At 71.1% G+C, this 20,808-nt stretch carries 22 protein-coding genes and 3 pseudogenes; 15 read left to right on the forward strand and 10 right to left on the reverse strand.

The window, feature by feature from the left end:
• Positions 1 to 32: 32 nt before the first annotated feature.
• The gene (locus FF36_RS41290; RefSeq protein ID WP_082122335.1) at positions 33 to 260 is read right to left on the reverse strand and encodes a helix-turn-helix domain-containing protein; all 228 of its coding nucleotides are present in this window, start codon (positions 258 to 260) and stop codon (positions 33 to 35) included.
• A 187-nt stretch (positions 261 to 447) separates the two neighbouring features.
• Between FF36_RS41290 and FF36_RS29385 the strand changes: the two genes are divergently transcribed.
• From FF36_RS29385 to FF36_RS33590, 3 genes are all read left to right on the forward strand, one after another.
• Complete coding sequence (locus FF36_RS29385) at positions 448 to 867, forward strand: hypothetical protein (RefSeq protein WP_242422978.1); 420 nt, start codon at positions 448 to 450, stop codon at positions 865 to 867.
• Between the two features lies 1 nt (position 868).
• Positions 869 to 1,435, forward strand: a complete 567-nt coding sequence (locus FF36_RS29390; protein ID WP_044888467.1) for a DUF6036 family nucleotidyltransferase — start codon at positions 869 to 871, stop codon at positions 1,433 to 1,435.
• Positions 1,436 to 2,126: 691 nt separating this feature from the next.
• Positions 2,127 to 2,309, forward strand: a complete 183-nt coding sequence (locus FF36_RS33590) for a hypothetical protein (protein WP_082122336.1) — start codon at positions 2,127 to 2,129, stop codon at positions 2,307 to 2,309.
• Between the two features lie 340 nt (positions 2,310 to 2,649).
• Here the strand turns inward: FF36_RS33590 and FF36_RS29395 are convergent.
• Positions 2,650 to 3,549, reverse strand: a pseudogene (locus FF36_RS29395) (epoxide hydrolase family protein); the annotation flags it as partial.
• 31 nt (positions 3,550 to 3,580) lie between these two features.
• On the opposite strand from FF36_RS29395, the gene FF36_RS35160 reads away from it, so the two are divergent.
• Positions 3,581 to 4,234, forward strand: a complete 654-nt coding sequence (locus FF36_RS35160) for a TetR/AcrR family transcriptional regulator (RefSeq protein WP_044888481.1) — start codon at positions 3,581 to 3,583, stop codon at positions 4,232 to 4,234.
• 61 nt (positions 4,235 to 4,295) lie between these two features.
• Complete coding sequence (locus tag FF36_RS29405; RefSeq protein ID WP_044888469.1) at positions 4,296 to 4,916, forward strand: hypothetical protein; 621 nt, start codon at positions 4,296 to 4,298, stop codon at positions 4,914 to 4,916.
• Between the two features lie 269 nt (positions 4,917 to 5,185).
• On the opposite strand, the gene FF36_RS29410 is transcribed toward FF36_RS29405, so the two are convergent.
• Both FF36_RS29410 and FF36_RS36210 read right to left on the reverse strand, forming a co-directional pair.
• On the reverse strand, positions 5,186 to 6,712 hold the full coding sequence (locus FF36_RS29410; protein WP_044888470.1) for a bifunctional adenosylcobinamide kinase/adenosylcobinamide-phosphate guanylyltransferase: 1,527 nt from the start codon (positions 6,710 to 6,712) through the stop codon (positions 5,186 to 5,188).
• Between the two features lie 16 nt (positions 6,713 to 6,728).
• Positions 6,729 to 6,899, reverse strand: a complete 171-nt coding sequence (locus FF36_RS36210; RefSeq protein WP_009742877.1) for a hypothetical protein — start codon at positions 6,897 to 6,899, stop codon at positions 6,729 to 6,731.
• Between the two features lie 332 nt (positions 6,900 to 7,231).
• On the opposite strand from FF36_RS36210, the gene FF36_RS29415 reads away from it, so the two are divergent.
• The 4 genes from FF36_RS29415 to FF36_RS29430 all read left to right on the forward strand — a co-directional run bounded on the left by FF36_RS29415 (position 7,232) and on the right by FF36_RS29430 (position 9,630).
• Complete coding sequence (locus FF36_RS29415) at positions 7,232 to 7,444, forward strand: hypothetical protein (RefSeq protein ID WP_044888471.1); 213 nt, start codon at positions 7,232 to 7,234, stop codon at positions 7,442 to 7,444.
• Between the two features lie 70 nt (positions 7,445 to 7,514).
• Complete coding sequence (locus FF36_RS29420) at positions 7,515 to 8,318, forward strand: patatin-like phospholipase family protein (RefSeq protein WP_044888482.1); 804 nt, start codon at positions 7,515 to 7,517, stop codon at positions 8,316 to 8,318.
• Between the two features lie 161 nt (positions 8,319 to 8,479).
• Complete coding sequence (locus FF36_RS29425; RefSeq protein WP_044888472.1) at positions 8,480 to 8,965, forward strand: nitroreductase family deazaflavin-dependent oxidoreductase; 486 nt, start codon at positions 8,480 to 8,482, stop codon at positions 8,963 to 8,965.
• A gap of 68 nt (positions 8,966 to 9,033) precedes the next feature.
• A complete protein-coding gene (locus tag FF36_RS29430; protein WP_044888473.1) occupies positions 9,034 to 9,630 on the forward strand; it encodes a TetR/AcrR family transcriptional regulator in 597 nt (198 codons plus the stop codon).
• A gap of 186 nt (positions 9,631 to 9,816) precedes the next feature.
• Here the strand turns inward: FF36_RS29430 and FF36_RS29435 are convergent.
• From FF36_RS29435 to nadA, 4 genes and pseudogenes are all read right to left on the reverse strand, one after another.
• Positions 9,817 to 10,531, reverse strand: a pseudogene (locus FF36_RS29435) (enoyl-CoA hydratase/isomerase family protein); the annotation flags it as partial.
• 30 nt (positions 10,532 to 10,561) lie between these two features.
• The gene (locus FF36_RS29440; protein WP_044888474.1) at positions 10,562 to 11,527 is read right to left on the reverse strand and encodes an aldo/keto reductase family protein; all 966 of its coding nucleotides are present in this window, start codon (positions 11,525 to 11,527) and stop codon (positions 10,562 to 10,564) included.
• An 80-nt stretch (positions 11,528 to 11,607) separates the two neighbouring features.
• On the reverse strand, positions 11,608 to 12,216 hold the full coding sequence (locus FF36_RS29445) for a DUF3043 domain-containing protein (RefSeq protein ID WP_044888475.1): 609 nt from the start codon (positions 12,214 to 12,216) through the stop codon (positions 11,608 to 11,610).
• Entirely contained in the window at positions 12,216 to 13,421 is a 1,206-nt protein-coding gene (gene nadA, locus FF36_RS29450; RefSeq protein ID WP_044888476.1) for a quinolinate synthase NadA, read from the reverse strand. The genes FF36_RS29445 and nadA overlap by 1 nt, the downstream gene beginning before the upstream one ends.
• A gap of 516 nt (positions 13,422 to 13,937) precedes the next feature.
• On the opposite strand from nadA, the gene erpA reads away from it, so the two are divergent.
• Together erpA and FF36_RS29460 are read left to right on the forward strand one after the other, a co-directional pair.
• The gene (gene erpA / locus FF36_RS29455) at positions 13,938 to 14,300 is read left to right on the forward strand and encodes an iron-sulfur cluster insertion protein ErpA (RefSeq protein WP_009742888.1); all 363 of its coding nucleotides are present in this window, start codon (positions 13,938 to 13,940) and stop codon (positions 14,298 to 14,300) included.
• A 284-nt stretch (positions 14,301 to 14,584) separates the two neighbouring features.
• Positions 14,585 to 15,565 carry a carbohydrate kinase family protein gene (locus FF36_RS29460; protein ID WP_044888484.1) on the forward strand — a complete coding sequence of 327 codons (981 nt, stop codon included), beginning with the start codon at positions 14,585 to 14,587 and terminating at the stop codon, positions 15,563 to 15,565.
• A 52-nt stretch (positions 15,566 to 15,617) separates the two neighbouring features.
• Here the strand turns inward: FF36_RS29460 and FF36_RS29465 are convergent, their stop codons facing one another.
• The gene (locus FF36_RS29465; RefSeq protein WP_236706255.1) at positions 15,618 to 15,902 is read right to left on the reverse strand and encodes a sulfurtransferase TusA family protein; all 285 of its coding nucleotides are present in this window, start codon (positions 15,900 to 15,902) and stop codon (positions 15,618 to 15,620) included.
• Positions 15,903 to 16,106: 204 nt separating this feature from the next.
• Positions 16,107 to 17,255: a cysteine desulfurase family protein gene (locus FF36_RS29470; RefSeq protein ID WP_044888477.1), complete on the reverse strand. Its 1,149-nt coding sequence runs from the start codon at positions 17,253 to 17,255 to the stop codon at positions 16,107 to 16,109.
• 245 nt (positions 17,256 to 17,500) lie between these two features.
• On the opposite strand from FF36_RS29470, the gene ctaC reads away from it, so the two are divergent.
• The 4 genes and pseudogenes from ctaC (at position 17,501) to ctaF (ending at position 20,576) form a co-directional block, all read left to right on the forward strand.
• A complete protein-coding gene (ctaC, locus tag FF36_RS29475; RefSeq protein WP_044888478.1) occupies positions 17,501 to 18,481 on the forward strand; it encodes an aa3-type cytochrome oxidase subunit II in 981 nt (326 codons plus the stop codon).
• A partial coding sequence (locus FF36_RS39490) for a cbb3-type cytochrome c oxidase subunit I (protein ID WP_422615124.1) occupies positions 18,478 to 19,551 on the forward strand: 1,074 nt, incomplete at its 3' end. The genes ctaC and FF36_RS39490, both read left to right, overlap by 4 nt.
• Before the next feature lie 49 nt (positions 19,552 to 19,600).
• Positions 19,601 to 20,160: pseudogene (locus FF36_RS39505) on the forward strand (cytochrome c oxidase subunit I); the annotation flags it as partial.
• A gap of 14 nt (positions 20,161 to 20,174) precedes the next feature.
• Complete coding sequence (gene ctaF / locus FF36_RS29485; protein WP_041939640.1) at positions 20,175 to 20,576, forward strand: aa3-type cytochrome oxidase subunit IV; 402 nt, start codon at positions 20,175 to 20,177, stop codon at positions 20,574 to 20,576.
• The last annotated feature ends 232 nt before the right edge of the window (positions 20,577 to 20,808 follow it).

A 20,808-nucleotide genomic window follows, 5' to 3' on the forward strand; every position in this document is an offset into this window, starting at 1 on the left:
CCTATACCCCAAACATTAGTGGCGACGGTCTACTAGTCAGTGAATACTAGACATCCACCGCCTCGGACCAGCTTGGCAGGTAGGGCACCGGCCTTCCACACCCGCCGCCACCGCTCCACCGACCGCTCAGTCACCCGCAACCCAGCGGCAACCTCCCGGTTCGACACACCCTGTTCGAACAAATGCGCGGCTTCTTGTCGTATCCGTTCCCGGCGATCTCGATCCTCAGCGGTCAACCCGCCACCCGTCGCATACCTCATACCAACGGACTACCCAACCCCCAACGATCACCCCAGCGATCACCACCGGATCAACCCGACCCGGCACATTAAAGATCAGTAGGAGACGGCGGCGCCCTGGTCGCGACCTGTGACCGACCGTAGTCCACTGAAGCCGTCACCTTGTCGCGCACACCGAAAATCATGATCAGCAGCGTAGTGCGGGAACGTGGACCCGTTGAGTGCCTTCCGGACCGTTGACGACGCCGCCGCCGTCGCGGCCGGCATGGTCGCGGCCGAGTCACGCCTCCAGGACATCTGGCGGCACATCGTTGTCCAGCTGCTCGACGACTACACCAGCGTGCTGCGTCACCAGGGCCTTGATGCAGCCCAGGCGATGTGGACCGACCGCCCCCGGCCGTCCGGCGACCGGCGAGTGGACGCTGCTCTCGCCGCGCTCGGAGAGTATCTCGCCCGCCGCAACGGCTGGCCTGCCCCCCCGTGGGTGCGCGACCCGGCGCTCGAGGCGGTGCCGTGGTGGTTCGTCACCGCGCTCAAGGGCCTGCATCCCCGGGCGCTGGTCGAGTCCCCGCTGTCGTTCCGCAAACGCGGCGTGTTCATCACCAGCGGCGCGCTCCAGCGGGCGTGACATGACCGGCCCCGGCCTCGGCCGCGAGTCGATCACCGGTCTGCTCCGGGAGCGCAACGACGAACTGGGCCGGCGCGGAGCCAAGGCCGACCTGTTCCTCGTCGGCGGGGCCGCGCTTGCCCTCGTCTACGACGCGACCCGCTCCACCCGCGACCTTGATGCCGTCTTCCTGCCGACCGACGTCGTCCGCGCCGCGGCCTCCGCGCTCGCCGAACGCCACGCCCTCCCGGCCGACTGGCTCAACGACGCGGTGAAGGGCTTCCTGCCCGGCCCAGATCCGGCCGCGACCAGATACTTCGAGGCCGACCACCTCACCGTCGACGTCGCCTCCGCCGAATACCTTCTCGCGATGAAGCTGTTCGCGTCCCGGGTCGAAGCCGACGCCGACGACATCGCGTTCCTCTACCGCACGCTCGGCTATACCACCGTCGACGAAGGCCTCGACCTCGTCCAGTCCGTCTACAGTGACCGCCCGATCGACGCGAAGGCCCAGTTCCTCCTCGAAGTGATCGTCGACTCTCTCCACGGTCGCAGCGGCCACACGGCCACTACTGACGACCCTGCCTGACCCTGGCCGCAGCACGTCCAGCGCCGCCAATGCAGTGGGAGCAGCGCAGCCGCCCGATCTGCGTGAACGGCTCACACGTCGCCGACCAGCGCGAACGCGGCCGGCCACGGCGGCTCACCCCCGCCGCCCGTGAGCGTCTGACTCTTTCCAGGCCACGACGCGGTCACCGGCCCCGCGGCAGACCGGCGAGAGGGGACGGCAGGGGTCTGCGGCCCCGGCGCGCACGCTGTGCGAACAGGGGGCGATCGGCACCGGGTGGACAATCAGCGTCACGGCGATGCTCCCGTCTCGGCGCGCTCCGTGACCGCCACCCTAGGACCGAGAGGCTGTCGACGTGGGCGAGTTGTCCCGTTCGGCAGGATCGCGGCCGGGGCGCGCCGAGCCGCCTGCGGGCACCGGCTCTCCACCCCAGGCGGCGTGTCGCAGATCACATCCGGAGAATGGGGTCCACAGAACAACCCTGATCGGCTTCGATGGACGTCGACAGCAGCGATCAAGATCGTTTCAAGGTGCGGGGTAAGTACGGGATGATCTAGCCTTGGCCACGCCCTGAGGACCCTGGAAGTGGCTGTCTACCTGCGGGTTTGGTGGACCATGTGTACCAGCATACGAACCGGTTGATCTTGATTCCCGGTCCCGAAATCACCGTCCGGCCGGTCGCCACACGGACCCTGACCTCGGACGATGTTCCGTGACCGCGCCGACCACTACATCATCTACCGCATCGAACAAGCGTTCCGAATTCCTGGCGGTGCCGGACGCTTCCGCCCGTCTTGTGACCGTGATCGTCAGCGTGGTGGTCGCGTTGACGTTCTGCTTCGGGTTCGGCAATGTCCTCCCGCTCGGACTGCGTCTCAGAGTTTCTGCACCTTGACCCGAACGAGTCACTATCTAACCCTGAGGGAGGCCCGCTGATCACATTGGTATCCTCGGGCCCATTCAGCCACCGGTGCGTCTCAGCGCAAGGGTGCGAAGGTGGCTCGGACATCGGCCACGAATCCGTGGGGCTGTTCGAGTGCGGTGAAGTGGCCACCGGCCGGAAGTTCGTTGAAGTAGACGACGTCGCTGTAGCGGCGTTCCAGCCAACGACGAGATTTCCGCACATGCTCCTTCGGTGACATCGTGAATCCGACCGGCAGCTTCGTGGGGGATTCGATGGTCGCGGGGGTCGACCAGCTGGCCTGCTCGAGTTCCCAGTAGAGGCGGGCGGCGGNTGCGCCGGAGTTGGGTAGCCAGTACATCATGATCTCGTCCAGCAGCTCATCGAGGGTGAACGTGGCTTCCGCGTCACCCGGGGTGCCGCAGGTATCCTGGATCATGGCATAAACCCAGGCGGCCTGGCCCACGGGTGAGTCGGCGAGCGAGTAGCCGATCGTCTGCGGGCGGGTCTGCTGCTCTTTGGCGTAGCCGGACAGGTTGTCCCAGAAGTACCGGGCGCTGCGCAGCATGGCTTGTTCTTCCGGTGTCGCGTCCGCGATCTCATCCGCGGTCGGCCCGAACATTGCGAAGTTCAGGTGCATTCCCAGCAGGGCTGCCGGTTGCCGACGGGCGATCTCATCCGTGACTCCACAACCGAGATCGCCGCCTTGGGCGGCCCACCGGTCGTAGCCGAGCCTTTCCATGAGAACGATCCACGCTCTTGCGATGCGCTGGAGGTTCCAGCCGGTCTCGGCGGGCTTGGCGGAGAACCCGAAGCCGGGCAGCGTGGGGATGATGAGATGAAACGCGTCCCGGGGGTTTCCCCCGTGGGCGGCCGGATCGCTCAGCGGGCCGACCACCTTCCGGAATTCCAGGATCGACCCGGGCCAGCCATGAGTCATGATCATTGGTAGGGCCTCCGGTTCGGGGGACCGGATGTGCAGGAAGTCGATCGGCAGGCCGTCGATGGTCGTCCGGTACTGACCAGCCTCGTTCAGCCACCGTTCCGTCGGCCGCCAGTCGTAACTGTCCCGCCAATGCTCGACCAGGTCCCGCAGCCGTTCCAGGGTCGGGCCCTGACTCGAGTCGCTCACGGTCCGACCGGCCGGCCACCGGGTGAGGACGAGACGGCGGCGAAGGTCGTCGAGCTGCTCGTCAGGGATGGCGAGGGTGACGGGCTCGATGGTGTCGTTCATCGGTGATCCCCCTTCGGGGCGGTCGCGTATGATGTGTACGATACCGTACCGTACACATTGGAGTCGATCTGTGCCTGCTCCCGCCGCCCGTCGGACCACGGCTGACCTCGGTCGGCCCTCTCGCCGTGGCGAGGCGCGCCGGGGAGCGATCCTGGACGCGGTCGCGGAGCTGGTGACGGAGGTCGGCTACGAACGCGTGACCGTCGACGCGATCGCGGCACGAGCCCGGGCCTCGAAGACCACCATGTACCGACACTGGCCGGGGAAAGCCGAGCTGGTCGCGGACGCTCTGCGCCGCCGCGCGGAGAGCAACGACCCGGAGGTCACCGACATGGGCACACTGCGTGACGACCTCACCGCCGCGGTCGCCGGCATTGTGCGCACCCTCACGGGAGCGCCATCGCTCCTCGGACTACTGGAGGGGATCCGCGACGATGCGACCTTGCGGAGCCTGGTCCGATCCCAGATCGATGAGAACGCCGCGGACGTCGGCCGGGCCATCTGCACCCGTGCGACCGCACGCGGGGAAAGCGTCAACCTCGCCTCGGCCGACCGGGTCATGTCCCTCGCCGTTGCCGCGCTCTTCATGGACATTCTGCTCACTGGCGCCGCGCCCGACCCGGCCGCGCAATCCGCCCTCATCGACGATGCACTCATGCCCATCCTGCGGGCCGTGGAGCAATGACCAGCGGGCACACCCTCAGCCGCGTGACGACTGCCTCCGCCCCATGCGGCCGGGTGGGCGCGTGGGCGGAGAGATTGCCGAGACGCAGCCGCCGCTCGAAACGCTGGCGAAGCTCAGCAAGGCCACCGGTTTGACCTTTGACCTTCACGTCGCCAATGGAGCCGTCGAGATCGTTCAGGTCGCCAAGGCCGCCGCTCGCGGCTTCACGTTCGTGTTCGACTCGACCGTGCTCACCGCCCTCTCCTACGCTCGGCCGTTGGTCGAACAGCTACTAGCGCGCCACACAGTGGGTGATCGACCGGCCGACATCATCGTCGAGGCCGAGCAGGATCTTGCACTACTACAGCTCACGTCCCATCGCTTGCCGGGTGCACGGATCTACACGATGGCGCAGGCCCACGGATCGCACGACAGGATCGACGAGCTTCTCCGCATCCCGCCCGCAGGCACGACCGTGGAACCGGTTGAGGTCGGGGCAAGCGAAGAAACAGTGACTGCTCGCCGGGCGCGGGGCGGACGCATCCACCCGGCGCCCGGCAGGGAAGGGTCGCACGGGCAGGCAGAACAGCGCCGTGCTCGGCGGGGCGAGGTGCGCGCGGGGCCTTGTCTAAAGTGGATCTGTGGAAGGACCTACTTCCTATCGGGGCCCCGCGTTCTACGTCTCAGCACCCCAGAGCCGTGACGCCCCGCGACCACTACCGAGCGTGGCGACCCGTTATGGGGAAAGCGAGGTGCCGTGGCCGAGGCGAGGGTCGGTATCGGACGTCACCGCCAGAGCCCGGGCCGCCTGGAAGCCCCGGCAATGTACGAACCGGGCCTTTGCGCCCGCTGACCTGCACCTACAGAATCCTGACCATCAAACCGATTGATAGGTCAAACCTATTTGCCCAGGTCGGACGCTAACTACGCAGCGTGGTGGGGCGGGTGGGGCTTGAACCCACCATGGACGGCTTAGGAGTCCGTGGCTCGGGGGCGTAGCCGGATCGCCGTGCCCGCCACAACCTGCCAGACCTCGTCGGAGGCGGCGGCGAGCTCGGCGTTGAGGCGACCGAGCGCGTCGCGGAAGCGGCGGCCGGCGGCCGTCGGCGGCACCACTCCGGAGCCGACCTCGTCGGTGACCGCGACCACGCGGCGTGGGGTGTGCCGCCACGCCTCGATCAGCTCGCTCGTGCGGGCCGCCAGCTCCGGGTCGTCGAGTGTTGCCGCGACCCACAGCCCGATCCCGTCGATGAGCAGCGGCGGTCCCGGCGAGCGCAGCAGCGGCACCAGATCGAGGGTCTCCACGGTCGTCCACGCCGCCGGTCGGCGCTCGCGGTGCGCAGCGATCCGCACCGACCACTCGGCGTCCGGGGGAGCCGTGGGGTCTGGGGGCACCGACGTGGCGACGTACACCACCGACGGCTCGGCGAGCAGCCGGCGCTCCGCCTCGGCGGACTTCCCCGACCGGGCCCCACCGGTGATCAGTACCCGGTGCGGCGGGGGCGTCGCGGAGCTCGGAGATGCGGCGGGGCGTGTGAGGTGCGGGGCGGGAGCCGGGGACTGGACGGCTGGGAGCGGGGCGCGGGGCACCAGGTCGAGGACGGCACCGTCTTCGGGCGCCTGCGCGCCGAGCAGGGCGAGGCGGCGGCCCAGCTCGTCGCCGGGGGGATTGCGGTGGCTCAGGTGGACGGCGAGCACCTGGGTGCCCTCGACCACGGCGCCGCGGCGGCGCAGCTCCGCGACGACCTCGGCGAAGGTGTCGAGGCCGAGGTGCTCGCCGAAGCCCGGCCGGTCCCCGTTGTTCTCCTCCAGCAGCACCACGTCGTAGGCCCGGCCGGCGACGGCGGCGAGGGTGGCCGCCGGCAGCGGTGCCGCGGTGTCGCAGCCGTAGAGCAGCCGGCCGCCGTCCGGCGCAGTGACGTCGTAGAGCACCCCCGGGCCGATGCTCGCGTCGCCGTGCCGGGCGGCCAGCGGCCGGACGAGGTAGCCGGCGCCGTCCGCACCGAGCCGCAGCGGTGCCCCTGCCGGCCCGGTCTGCGCCGTCGGCTCCTCCGTCGGCCCGGTCTCGGCCGTGGGCCCGGCATCCTCCGCCGATGCCAGAGCGGTAACGAACCGCAGGGCGGAGCCCTCCCGGGTCGGGTCGGTCCCCTCCCACCGGGTCAGGAACTCGCGACACACCGCCAGCGCCGCGGGCGGCCCGACGACGTCGAGCGGCCGACCGGCGGCGGAGGACCACGACCGCCACATCAGGCTCTCCGGACCGAGGTGGTCGGGATGCGCGTGACTGATCAGCAGGTGGCGCAGGCCGGAGAGCCGGACACCGAGCCGGGCGGCGGTCCGCGGCACGTCGGGCCCGCAGTCGATGAGCAGCGCGTCGTCGACGAGGACGGCGGTCTGCCCGCGGACGGCGTGCTCCCGCGCCCAGGCGCAGGACGCGCAGTCGCACCACGGGTTCGGCCAGCCGTCCGCCGAACCCGTGCCGAGCAGCGTTACTCGCACCGCCGCCGCGTCCGGCTCAGACGTGCGGGTGGCGCTTGCGCTCCCACCGGGTCATCAGCGCAAGCACCGCCGCCAGCAGGAAGATGGCCACGAAGGTGACGATCACGGCAGCCCACCAGGTCAGGGGCGGATCATGCTCCGCGGACTCGGCGGCGAAGGCTGCAGCGTTGTAGACGGTCGTTCCCACGCGGGTTCTTCCTCCTCGACCGGATGTACCGGATGTGCGCTCGACGTCGCACGTCGTTCCATGTCCTGCCGGGGCAGACGTTACCGGCGTCGTGGACATCCTGACGCGGGTGCCCGCGTGCGCGCCAGTGGCGTGCGGCACCGAACCGCCGGTCCGCTCGGCCGATCTGCCGCGGAGTATCGGCCCTGGCGAGGCCGACGACGGGCGGCGCGCTGATCCGGGGCGCCGCGCCGCCGCGGGGCACACGGTTGGATGGGTCCACCGGTCGAACGATCGGGCGATCGCGCAAGGCGGCCGGCCGACTCGGGCCGCCCGGGAGAAGGGACCCACGCATGACCTGGACCTGGCGTTACGAGGGCGACGACGGAACGATCACCACGGTCGGCGGTGCGTCGAGCTCCGAATCCTTCACCAGCCAGGGCGACGCCGAGACCTGGCTCGGGGAGACGTGGCGCGATCTGCTCGCGGCGGGCGTCGTCCAGGTCACCCTGCTCGACGCCGGACGGCGGATCTACGGCCCGATGAGCCTGCGCCCGGTCACCTGATCCCGACCGGGGCCTTGACGGCCTTGAGGGCCTTGACCTCACCTGGCCTTGAGGTATGACGCTGGCGGGCATGACCTTCTCCGGTGCGACGGCGGTTGTGCTGGGTCCTGGCGGCCTCGTCGGTACCGCGTGGCTGCTCGGGTTGGCGGCCGGGCTCCGCGCCGACGGCGTCGACCTCGCCGAGGCCGGCCTGGTCGTGGGCACCTCGGCGGGCGCGATCGCCGGGGCGGTCCTGGCCACCGGCGGCGACCTCGACCGCCTCGCCACCCTGCCCGGCCCGCAGCGGCGCCCGGATTCCCGGCTGATGGCGGAGGTGTTCACCACCCTCGGCGACTCTGGGCTCGACCCGGCCGAGGCCCGCCGCCGCGTGGGCAGGATCGCGCTCACCGCCCCGACCGTCCCCGAGCAGGTGCACGTAGCAGACGTGCGGTCCCTGACCGGAACAGGGGACTGGCCGGGCCGGCCGATGCTGATCACCGCTGTGGATGTCGAGACCGGCCGGCCCGTCGTCTGGGACCGCACGAGCGGGGTGGCGTTGCCCGTGGCCGTCGCGGCGAGTTGCGCCATGCCCGGCGCCTACCCGCCGGTCACGGTCGACGGCCGCCGCTACATGGACGGTGCGCTGGGTGGAGGGTCCCACACCCACCTGGCCGCCGGCGTCGCCACCGTCGTGGTGATCGAACCGCTGGCACACAGGTTCGGGGCCGCCGCTGCGCCGGCCGGTGCCACCACCGTCGTACGGATCGCGCCCGACGAGGCTGCGCAGAACGCCTTCGGCCCCGACCCGGGTGACCCGACTCGCTGGCAGCCCGCCTACCAGGCCGGCGTGAGCCAGGCCGGCGAAGCGGCCGGACGCCTCCACCTGACCACGTAGACCATCACCGGCGCCGGCGCCGGCGGTGACGCCCGCGCCGGCGGTGACACGGGCCGTGATGCGGTCGCCTTCGTGTCCGTTGACAACGGTCAGGCTAACGGTGTTAGCTGATGCTGCGGCTAACGGTGTTAGCCGATCTGTCGTCCCGGAGGTGCAGTCCCATGACCGAGCAGCGTGACCAGGCGTCGTCCCGTTCCGGCGGCGCGCACTACCTCGCGCCCGGCTGGTTCACCCGCAACGTGGCCAACCGCCTCGTGGCGCTCGTGACCCGGGCCGGCGTGAGCGTGCTGGGCAGCCGGGTGCTGGAGGTACGCGGCCGGACCAGCGGCCAGCCGCGGCGGACCCCGGTGAACCTGCTGACCCACGAGGGGCGGCAGTACCTGGTGTCCGCCCGTGGCCACGGGCAGTGGGTCCGCAACGTCCGTGCCGCGGGCGGCGAGCTGACCTTGCTGCGGGGGCGTTCGCGTACGCTCTACCACGCCGACGAGCTGGCCCCGGCGGACAGCGTCGCCGTGTTGCGGGCCTACCTGAAGCGCTGGAAGGCCGAGGTCGGCGCCTTCTTCGACGGGGTCGGGCCCGACTCCACCGACGAGGAGATCCGCCGGATCGCCCATCGCCATCCGGTCTTCACACTGACCGCGCGCTGACCGGTCGATGCGTCGCCCCGGCGCCGCGGGAGGCAGGGGACCGGGCGCGCGAGAGAGGGACGGGACGGATGGGGACGCCGCAGGGTCCGGGCCGGCTGCCGCTGGCGCCCGTCGCGCCCCGGCCCGCACTGGCGTCGCCCTCGCCGCGGGTCGGCGAGATCATCGCGGTCGCGCGGGAGGTGCTGGAGAAGGAGGGCGCGGCGGCGCTGACGATGCGCCGGCTCGGCGAGCTGCTGGGCATCCGCGCCCCCTCGCTGTACAAGCACCTCGCCGGCAAGAACCAGCTCGAGGCCAGGCTGGTCGACGCCGCCCTGGTCGAGATGGGCGACCTGCTGCATGGCGTCGTCGACCGCGCCGACGCCGCGAGCGTGCTCGGCGACCTGCTGGCCGCCTACCGCGCCCACGCCCGCGCGCACCCGAACCTCTACCGGCTGGTCACCTCCGGCCCGCTGCGCCGCGACCAGCTCACCGCGGGGGTGGAGGACTGGGCGGGGGAGCCTTTCTACCGGGCCACGGGGGAGCCCTACCTCGCGCAGGCGCTGTGGGCGGCGGCGCACGGCACGGTCATCCTCGAACTCGACGGTCGGTACCTGCCGGGCTCCGACCTGGATCGGACCTGGGCCGCGCTGACCGCAGCGTTCAGCCGACCCGTCGCCGGCGCCTGATTCCGTTCCCGCCGCGTCACGCCCGCCCCGCGGCCGAGGGACGTCACGGGCCGCCCAGCCGGCTGCTCAGGGCGGCCCCCTCGGCGAGCTCGCGGCGCAGCACCGCGCGGGCAACCTCGACTTCCGGCCGCGCGCTTCCGGCTCGCTCGACCTGCGTGTGCTCGACGGCCGGGCGTCCGGCTCCCNGCCGGGGTGCCACCGCCGGCCCGGCGGATCCGGCCCGCAGCAAACGTTTGGTGGCCGCCACCGCGGGCGCCGGGAAGGCGCCGATGCGCGCGGCGAGCTCGCCGGTGACGGCGTCGAGGTCGGCGTCGGGGCAGCGGCGGATCGCCAGGCCGTACTCGACGGCCTCGGCGCTGCTCACCCAGCGCGAGGTCAACAGCAGCTCCGCGGCCCGCTGGGCGCCGACCGCCCGCGGCAGCAGCACCGAGCTCATGGCCTCGGGCACCGTCCCCAGCTCGGTGAACGGCGCCCGCAGCCGCGCCGACTCCGCGACCACCACCAGATCGCAGTGCAGCAGCATCGTCATCCCCAGGCCGACGGCCGCCCCGTGCACCCCCGCGACAAGCGGCTTGGACAGGCCGGCCAGGGCGAGGACGAGCGCCTCGAAGTCGGCGACGAGCCGGCCGCGGTCGGTGCCGGGGAGCTCGGTGAGATCCGCGCCGGCGCAGAACGCCCGCCCGGCGCCGGTGAGCACGACCACCGCCACCGCCTCGTCGCCGTCCGCCGCCACCAGCGCCGCCCGCAGCGCCCGGTAGGAGTCCGCGGTCAGGGCGTTGAGCCGATGAGGACGGTTCAGCGTGAGCCACCGGACCGGTCCGGCGTCGCGGGCCAGGACGAGCTCACCCGCCGCCGGCGGGGGTAACTCGCCTTCGGCGGAGGTCGGGTCGGCTGTGCTCACCGGTCACCTCGATCGGGCTCGGCGGCGGCCTCAGCCGCGTTGGATGACGTCGGCGAGCACGTCGTCGATCCGCTTGAGCAACGCCGGGTCGAGGGTCACCCCGGCCGCCTTGACGTTCTCCCGCACCTGCTCCGGCCGGGAGGCGCCGATGATCGCCGAGGCGACGTTGTCGTTCTGGAGCACCCAGGCGACGGCGAGCTGGGCCATGCTCAGGTCGGCGTCCGCGGCGATCGGGCGCAGGTCCTGCACCGCGGTCAGGACGTCGTCGTTGAGCAGCCGCGAGATGAACCGCTCGCCGGTTCCGCCGGTGGCGCGGCTGCCGCTCGGCGGCGGCTGACCGGGCAGGTACTTGCCGGTCAGCACGCCCTGCGCGATCGGCGACCAGACGATCTGGGAGATGCCGGCCTGCTCGCTGGCGGGCACGACGTCGGCCTCGATGGTGCGCCACAGCATCGAGTACTGCGGCTGGTTGGAGATGATCCGGTCCAGACCCAGCTCGCCGGCGATCCGCACGGCGTCGGTGATCTGCTCGGCGGACCACTCCGAGACCCCGATGTAGAGCACCTTGCCGGCGCGGACCAGGTCGTCGAAGGCCCGCAGCGTCTCCTCCAGCGGCACCGTCGGGTCGTAGCGGTGCGCCTGGTAGACGTCGAGATGGTCGGTGCGCAGCCGGCGCAGCGAGGCGTGGGCGGACTCGATGATGTGCTTGCGGCCGAGGCCCTTGTCGTTCTCGCCGGGGCCGGTCGGCCAGTAGACCTTGGTGAACAGCTCGTAGGACTCCCGGCGGACGCCCTGGAGGGCGTCGCCCAGGACGGTCTCGGCGCGGGTGCCCGCGTACACGTCCGCGGTGTCGAAGGTCGTGATGCCCTCGTCGAGGGCGGCGCGCACGCAGGCCGTCGCCGCGTCCGCCTCGATCTGATCACCGTGGGTGATCCAGTTTCCGTAGGAGATCTCGCTGACGGACAGGCCGCTGCGCCCCAGGCGCCGATGCTTCACGTCACAAACCTACGACGGCGTCCACCCACCCCGGCGAGGGTCCGCGTAACCCACGCCGGGGCTCGCAGCCCAGCTGGGGGCTAGGGTCGCGCGTCGCCGCGGGACACCCGCGGGCGGGGCAGCCGCCAGCGACGCGGCAGCAGGGCCCGCTGGGCGGCGTAGGCGCGCACCCGCACCCGCGAGTCCGGGTAACGCTCGGCGACCTTGCGGCTCACCTGCCAGGAGAGCACGATCGAGTCGACGACGACCGCGATGATGCCGAGCAGCATCAGCAGGGTCGCGGCGAGCCGGACGACGCCGTTCGGGATCAGCCCACCGACGAAGTAGACGACCGCGGCCACCAGGAAGAACGGGCCGACGGTGAGCCGGGTGTCGACGAGGTCGCGCGCCAGCACCCGCTCCGGGGCGCGCTCGCGTGGCGGCAGCCGGCTGACGTCCCCGGACATCATCGCCGCCCGGTACTCCTGGCTCTGCCGGCGGCGGGCGGACTTGGCGTCCTGACGACTCGCGCCCTTGCCCGTCGGCGCGGCGGTCTTGCCACGGGCGGCCCGGGCCTCCGAGCGTTTCGGCGTGGGTCGCCCCTTCGCCGCGGTGCGCCGCGGGTCGGCAGACGGGTCCTGCTCGTCGAGTTCGACCTGCTCGGCGAGCGGTTCGGACTCGGCGGAGCCACGCCGCTTCAGCAGGGCCATCAGGGCAGAGCCAACATCTGATCGAGTGCCTTCCGGGCAAAGGTGGCCACGTCCCGGTCGACGGCGATCTGGTTGACCGTCTCGCCGCGGACGAGTGACTCCAGCGTCCAGACGAGGTGCGGCATGTCGATCCGGTTCATGGTGGAGCAGAAACACACCGTACGGTCCAGGAAGACGATGGTCTTGTCGGGGTGCCGCTTCGCCAGGCGCTGCACGAGGTTCAACTCGGTACCGATGGCGAACGCCGAGCCGGCGGGGGCGGCGTCGACGACGGAGATGATGTACTCGGTGGAGCCGACCAGGTCCGCCGCCGTGACGACCTCCCGGCGGCACTCCGGATGCGCCAGGACGGTGATCCCGGGAATGCGGGCGCGCACCTCGTCGACGCTGTCGCGGGTGAAGCGCCCGTGGACCGAGCAGTGCCCGCGCCAGAGGATCATCTTCGCCTCGCGCAACTGGCGGTGGGTCAGCCCGCCGCCGGGGCGGTGCGGGTCGTAGACGACGCAGTCCGCCTCGGTCATCCCCAGCTCGCCGACGGCGGTGTTGCGCCCGAGGTGCTGGTCGGGCAGGAACAGCACGCGGGCCCCGCCGCGCTCGCCGAACGCCCACTCCAGCGCCCGCCGGGCGTTCGAGGAGGTGCAGATCGTGCCGTCGTGCCGGCCGGTGAACGCCTTGATGGCGGCCGAGGAGTTCATGTAGCTGACGGGGACGGTGTCCGCGGCGACGCCGGCGTCGAGCAGGTCGTCCCAGGCCTGCTCGACCTGCTCGGCGGTGGCCATGTCGGCCATCGAGCAGCCGGCGGCGAGGTCGGGCAGGATGACCCGCTGGTGTGCGCCGGTGAGGATGTCAGCGCTTTCGGCCATGAAGTGCACGCCGCAGAAGACGATCGCCTCGGCCTGCGGGCGCGCGGCGGCTTGCTGGGCGAGCTTGAACGAGTCGCCGGTCACGTCGGCGAACGCGATGACCTCGTCGCGCTGGTAGTGGTGCCCCAGGATGAAGACCCGGTCACCGAGCGCGGTTTTTGCGGCGGCGGCGCGGGCCGCGAGGGTGGGATCGGCGGCCGGCGGCAGCTCGCCGGGGCAGTCGACGCCACGTTCGCTCGCCGGGTCCGACCCGCGGCCGAGCAGCAGCAGGGCCAGCGGGGACGGGGTGACGCCCACCTGCGCGAGGGCCGGATCCCGCCCGAGGGTCGGATTGATCGTCATGGCGCTCCTCTGGTCGACCGGCCCGCAGCCTGGCCGCCTGGTCGTCCGCGCCGACCGACCGGCGATCCCGCCGGGGCCGTCCGCGAATGGTCGATGAGACTCTAACTCCCCGCGACCATCGTATGTGGAGCTCCGCCGGTCGGGCGCCGGCTTGTCCGGGTTGTTCGGGCCGTTCGGGCCGTTCAACCTGGTTCCGGTCGCGGACGTGAACGGGGTCACGAAGGTGGCCGGAGGCGATCGGAGGTGATCGGAGGTGATCGGCGTCTCGTGGCCCGCAGGTCGGCGCCATGGCCCGGCTCCGTTGGCATCGCTACGATGGGAAGCGGATCCCGTCCCATGGTGTTGGGCATGAACGTCGGCGCAGACGCTGTGCCGTGCCCGGGGCGTCGGCCGAGGCGACTCGGCTCGCCGCGGGCAGTACCCGACCGGATGCAACCGACCGGAAGCGCAGTACCCGACCGGAACCAGTGATGCCTGGCACCTCAGGCACGTCCAGCAAGGGCAGGAGTAGTCCTTATGACCGTTCAGGACACGACGGAGACCGCGACGCAGTCCTCGACCGTCATCCTCACCGACACGGCCGCCGGCAAGGTCAAGACCCTGCTGGAGCAGGAGGGCCGGGATGACCTCAAGCTGCGCATCGCAGTGCAGCCCGGGGGCTGCTCGGGCATGCGCTACCAGCTCTTCTTCGACGAGCGGTCCCTCGACGGTGACACCGTCCTGGACTTCTCCGGTGTCAAGGTCGTCCTCGACCGGATGAGCTCTCCGTACCTCGGCGGCGCGACGATCGACTTCGTCGACACCATCGAGAAGCAGGGCTTCACCATCGACAACCCCAACGCGCAGGGCTCCTGCGCCTGCGGCGACTCGTTCCACTGATCGACCAGGCGGCCACCCTGGGCCGCCGTCGGCGGCCGCCCCCCAGCCCTGGTGCATTCCTCTCACCAGTGGCACGGAGGTCGTAGCCGGCTCCCGCAGGCGCCGCCGAATAGTTCAGCACCGAAGAGCCCGGTTCGACCCACCGCGGTCGGGCCGGGCTTCTTCGTCTTCCCCGGCGGCCGCGTCCTCCGTGGCGCTGTCCGTGGTTCGGTCACGGCCCGCGGTTCGGTCACGGCGGCGGGGGCTGTTCCGAGCCGCCACAGGTGCCGGTAGGCTCCACGATCGTGCGTATCGCCGTGACGGGTTCCATTGCCACCGACCACCTCATGCGCTTCCCGGGGCGGTTTGCCGAGCAGTTGCTCGCTGATCAGCTCCACAGCGTGTCGCTGTCCTTCCTCGTCGACGAACTCGTGATTCGTCGCGGTGGGACCGCGGCGAACATCGCGTTCGGTCTTGGCCGGCTCGGCCTGCGCCCGGTCCTCGTCGGTGCCGTCGGCGAGGACTTCGCCGACTACCGCTCGTGGCTCGACCGGAACGGAGTGGACACCACCACCATCCGGGTTAGTGAGATCGCGCACACGGCTCGCTTTGTCTGCACCACCGACGAGGACCTCAACCAGATCGCCTCCTTCTACCCGGGGGCGATGAGCGAGGCCGCCGAGATCGAGCTCCGGCCGATCTCGGACCGCTTCGGCGGGCTGGACATGGTGATCATCAGCCCGAACGCGCCGGACGCGATGGTGCGCCACAGCCGGGAGTGCCGCGAGCGCGGCTACGCCTTCGCCGCCGACCCGTCCCAGCAGTTGGCGCTGCTGGAGGGCCCGCAGATCCGTGAGCTCGTCGACGGCGCGGCCTACCTGTTCTGCAACGAGTACGAGAAGGCGCTGCTGGCCAGCAAGTCCGGCTGGAGCGACGCGGAGATCCTGGCGAAGGTCGGCGTGCGGGTCACCACCCACGGCAAGGACGGCGTGGTGATCGAGGCGCCGGAGAGCGACCCGATCCGCGTCCCCGTGGTGCCTGCCCGGGCCACCCCGGACCCGACGGGCGTCGGCGACGCTTTCCGCGCCGGCTTCTTCGCCGGGCTGTCCTGGGAGCTGCCGCTCGAACGTTCCGCCCAGGTCGGCTGCCTGCTCGCCACCCTGGTCCTGGAGACCGTCGGCACGCAGGAGTACACGGCCGAGCCGTCCGACATGCTCAAGCGGATCACCGAGGCCTACGGCGCCGACGCGGCCGCCCAGATCGCCGAGCACCTGCCCACGGTCTGAACCGACAGAACCGGCTGAACCGACAGAACCGGCTGGGCCGTGGGCCGCTCGTTCAGGCGAGGCGGCGGATGACGAACTCCTCGCCGCCGGCCGGCAGCGCGCGCGCCGCCACCAGTTCCTGACCGCGCAGCCGGCACCAGGCCGCCACGTCCGGGCCGGCTGCCGGGTCGTCCGCCCAGAGGGTGATGGTGCCGCCGGGCACCACCGAGCCGAACGCACGGGCGAGGTCGATGATCGGCAGGGGGCAGCGCCGGCCACGCGAGTCCACCGTCGCCGCCGGCGCGGGGCTGTCCTGATCGGGGTCGGTCCCGGCGTCCGCCGGCCCGTCCGTGGTCATCGCCTGCTCACCTCCCGAGGCCCTGAGCGGGCACGTCACAGGCCGGTCCGGGCCGGGCCGGGCGTCGGCGGATCCGGGTGACGTTGGTCGCCCGCCGCCCCGGGCCTGCCGTCCCGGCCCGGCCGGCCGCCTGTCGTGTCGTCCTGGGCCGTTCGGATCCTGGGGGCCGTCCGGTCACAGTCCGTCCGGTCACAGTCCGTCCGGTCACAGTCCGTCCGCTCCCAGGCGCGCCCGCACGGCCCGCACGGCGCCCGGCAGAACGTCGAGGAGGGCGTCGAGATCGGCCCGGGTGGAGTCGCGGCCGAACGACACCCGCAGGTTCCCCTGGGTCAGCGCGCCCATGGCGACCAGCACGTGGCTCGGGGTGAGGGTGTCGGAGGTGCAGCTCGACCCGGAGCTGACCGCGATGCCGGCCCGGTCCAGCTCGGTCAGCAGCGCCTCGCCCTCGACGTACAGGCAGGAGAAGGCGGTGATGTGCGGCACGGTCGGGGCCCGGTCCGGATCGCCGAGCAGCTCCACCCCGTCGACGAGCTCGGGCAGCCGGCGCCGCAGGTCGCGGACGTAGCCGGCCAGCCGCGGGCCCTCCGCCGCGAGTTCCGCGGTGCGGGCGGCCAGCGCGGCGGCGGCGGCCACGATCGACGGGACGTCCGGATAGCCGGCCACCCGCCCGCCCTCGCGCTCGTCGGCCGGCCCGGGGCTGCGCCAGCGGGTTCCCGTGCGCACCGCGAGGATGCCGACCCCGGCCGGGCCGCCGAACTTGTGGGCGCTCGCGGTCAGCAGGTCCGCGCCGAGCGCGCCCAGGTCGACGGGCACCCGGCCGACGGTCACGGCGGCGTCGGTGTGCAGCGGGACGCCCGCGGCACGCAGCCGCTCGGCGACCTCGGCGACCGGCTGGACAGTGCCGACCTCGTGGTTGGCGTGCTGGAGGCTGGCCACGGCGGTGCCGGGAACCGGCGCGAACGCCGCCGGATCGACGCGTCCGAAGCGGTCGACCCCCACCTCGACGAGCCGCCCGCCGGCCTGTTCGTGGTGCTGCGCCGCATGCAGCACGCTGGAGTGCTCGACCGCGCTCACCATGATCAGATCGCCGGCGCGGCGGCGGGCGGACGCCGTGCCGAGCAGGGCGAGCGTGGCCGCCGCGGTCCCGCTCGCCGCGAAGCTGATCTCGTCGGGCCGGGCGCCGAGAACGCCCGCGACGGTCTCGCGGGCCGCGTCCAGCAGCATCCGGGCGCGCCGGCCCTCCCGGTAGAGCCGCGCCGGATCCGCCCAGCCGTCCTGGAGCGCCACCCCAAGCGCCTCCCGGGCCGCGGGGTGCAGGGGGGTGGTCGACGCGTGGTCGAGATAGGCCGACACGGGTGCGACGCTACGCCGTGACGGGCCCTGGGGGGCGTGCGTCACAGGCCCTTGATGGGGCCTGTGGCGAGAAGCTGCCGGGCCGCTGAGATACGCTGCTGCCGCACCATCTACAGCGTGTCGAAGACAGCATGTCGTCCGGAGGGATCGACCGGGGTGACATGGCGTTTCTGGGGTCTCGCGGATGGCGGCGGACAGCCTCCGCCCCGTCGACGCGGGCCGCTAGTCGTGGGAGGCAGGACCTGGTGAGGAGATCCTTCGGTCGGACCCGGCCGTCGGTCGCGGATGTCGAGGACACGCCGACGACGCCGGCTGACTCCGGCGGTGCGGGCGGGGTCGCGAACGACGCGGTCGAGGCGGTTGGCACGGTCGGCGCCCATGGGAGGCGACGGGCGCGGCCGGTGCGCCGACCCCTGCGCCTGGTCGGCGCGCTCGCCGTCGTGGGGATCGCGGCGACCGCCTGCGACAAACCCAACTTCGGCTACCCGGATGGTGTGACCAACCACACCCCGCGGCTGCTCAATATCTGGCAGGGCTCGGCGATCGCTGCGCTGATCGTCGGCGCGGTCGTCTGGGGCATGATCCTTTACGCGGTCGTCGCCTTCCGCAAGCGCAGCGACGTGCTCCCGCGCCAGATCCGCTACAACCTGCCCGTCGAAATTCTGTACACCGTCGTTCCCGTCGTGATCGTCGGCGCGATATTCTATTTCACCGCGCGCGACGAGTCGAAGGTCACGAAGCTTTCGGCCCACCCGGACGTCACGGTGGACGTCATCGGCTTCCGGTGGAACTGGCAGTTCAAGTACATCGACCCCGGCGCCGGTCACACGGGGCCGAACCAGATCGAGGTCACCGGCCGGCCCGGTGAGCCCGCGGTGCTGGTCCTGCCGCAGAACCGGTCCATCCGGTTCGTGGAGACCTCGCCGGACGTCATCCACTCCTTCTGGGTGCCCGAGTTCCTGTTCAAGCGGGACGTCGTGCCCGGTCGGGTCAACCAGTTCGAGCTCACCGTGACCAAGACCGGTACCTTCATCGGTCGCTGCGCCGAGCTCTGCGGGACCGACCACGACCGGATGAACTTCTACGTGAAGGTCGTGCCGCAGGACGAGTACGACAGGTTCATCACGGAGCGGCAGAATGCGGCTGTTCCGTCGACGTCGGCCGGGACGACGACCGCCGCCGCCGCCAGCACCGCAACCACTGCCACCACCGGGAGCGGACAGTGACCCTCGTGCAAGAGTCGGGCGTCGGCCACGCCGAGCCCGAGCAACCCCACCTACCCAAGCGGACGAACCTGCTCGGCTACCTGCGCACGACGTCCCACAAGGACATCGCGGTCATGTACTTCGTGACCTCGTTCGCGTTCTTCCTCTTCGCCGGCATCCTGGCCATCATGATGCGGGCGGAGCTCGCGCGGCCGGGACTGCAGTACTTCTCCAACGAGCAGTACAACCAGTTGTTCACGATGCACGGCACGCTGATGCTGCTGATGTTCGCGACGCCGATCGCGTTCGCCTACGCGAACTTCCTGGTGCCGCTGCAGATCGGCTCGCCGGACGTCGCCTTCCCGCGGCTGAACGCGCTGTCCTACTGGTTCTTCCTGTTCGGCAGCCTGACCGTCATCGCCGGCTTCCTCACGCCGAACGGCGCGGCGTCGTTCGGCTGGTTCGCCTACTCGCCGCTGAACAACGAGATCTACTCGCCCGGGGCGGGCTCCGACCTGTGGATCGTCGGCCTGACCATCTCCGGTCTGGGCACCATCCTCGGCGCCGTCAACATGATCACCACGATCCTGACGCTGCGTGCGCCCGGTATGACGATGTTCCGGCTGCCGATCTTCTGCTGGAACTTCCTGGTCACCTCGATCCTTGTGCTGGTCGCGTTCCCGGTGCTCGCCGCGGCGCTGCTGGCGCTGGAGGCTGACCGCCGGTTCGGTGCGCACGTGTTCGATGCCGCGAACGGCGGAGCGCTGCTCTGGCAGCACCTGTTCTGGTTCTTCGGCCATCCCGAGGTCTACATCCTCGCGCTGCCGTTCTTCGGGATCATCAGCGAGATCCTGCCGGTGTTCTCCCGCAAGCCGCTGTTCGGCTACAAGGGCCTCGTCTTCGCCACCATCGGCATCGGCGCCCTGTCGATCGCGGTGTGGGCGCACCACATGTACGTCACCGGCGCGGTGCTGCTGCCGTTCTTCGCCTTCCTGTCGTTCCTGATCGCGGTGCCGACCGGCATCAAGTTCTTCAACTGGATCGGCACGATGTGGCGCGGGCAGCTCACCTTCGAGACGCCGATGCTGTTCNNNCTCGGCTTCCTGGTGACNTTCCTNTTCGGCGGGTTGACCGGGGTGNTGCTGGCCAGCCCGCCGATCGACTTCCACGTCAGCGACAGCTACTTCGTCGTCGCCCACTTCCACTACGTGATCTTCGGAACCGTCGTGTTCGCCGCCTACGCCGGCACCTACTTCTGGTTCCCGAAGGTCACCGGCCGGATGATGAACGACCGGCTGGGCAAGATCCACTTCTGGACGGTGTTCTTCGGCTTCCACGCCACGTTCCTGGTGCAGCACTGGCTGGGTCTGCGCGGCATGCCGCGGCGCTACGCCGACTACTCGCCGACCGACGGCTTCACCACCCTGAACACGGTCTCCTCGGCGGGGTCGTTCCTGCTGGCCCTGTCGACGCTGCCGTTCATCTACAACCTGTGGCACTCGTACCGCAAGGGCCAGCTCGCCGTCGTCGACGATCCCTGGGGCTACGGCAACTCGTTGGAGTGGGCGACGTCCTGCCCGCCGCCGCGGCACAACTTCCGGACGCTGCCGCGGATCCGCTCCGAGCGGCCCGCGTTCGACCTGCACTTCCCGGCCACGGTGGGCCGGGTCGACTACCACGCGACACCTGAGATCGGTTAGGGGACGGTGATCGTATGAAGGTGGAAGGCATCATCTTCAGCTTCTTCGGCGTCTTCGCCGGGGCTGCGGCGCTGGTCTACTGGTTCTGGGCGAAGGACCCGACCGGCACCGCGGCGCTCACCCTCACCACCGGGTTGGGTCTGCTGGTCGGCGGCTACCTCATCTTCACCGGCCGCCGGATCGGTATGCGCCCGCAGGACCTCCCGGACGCCGAGGTTGCGGACGGTGCCGGCGAGCTCGGGCACTTCACGCCGGGCAGCTACTACCCGTTCCTGATCGGCGCGAGCTCGGTGACGGCCGCCATGGGCCTCGTCTTCGGGATCTGGCTGCTCGTCCTCGGCCTGGCAATGGTCGTGGTGTTTGCGACCTGCCTCGTGTTCGAGAACTTCTGGCACCCCCCGGTGCCCGAGGACTGAGACGTACCCCGCGGCCCGGGCGGAGCCCGGCCGCGACCTCTGCGCCAGCGGGGCCGGCAGATGCTTCGGCATCAGCCGGCCCCTTTGCGTGGCGGAGCGGTGCCGGTGGGTCGGAAGTGGTGAGCGGAGCGGCTGCGACTAGGAGACCACTGAAAATCTTGCGGGTCCGGGTTCTGGTGTGGTGGTCGACGCCAGTGTTGTGATCATGCAGGGTGAGTGGGTGGGCGAGCTG

The sequence above is a fragment of the Frankia torreyi genome, from assembly GCF_000948395.1.
In the GTDB taxonomy this organism is placed as follows: domain Bacteria; phylum Actinomycetota; class Actinomycetes; order Frankiales; family Frankiaceae; genus Frankia; species Frankia torreyi.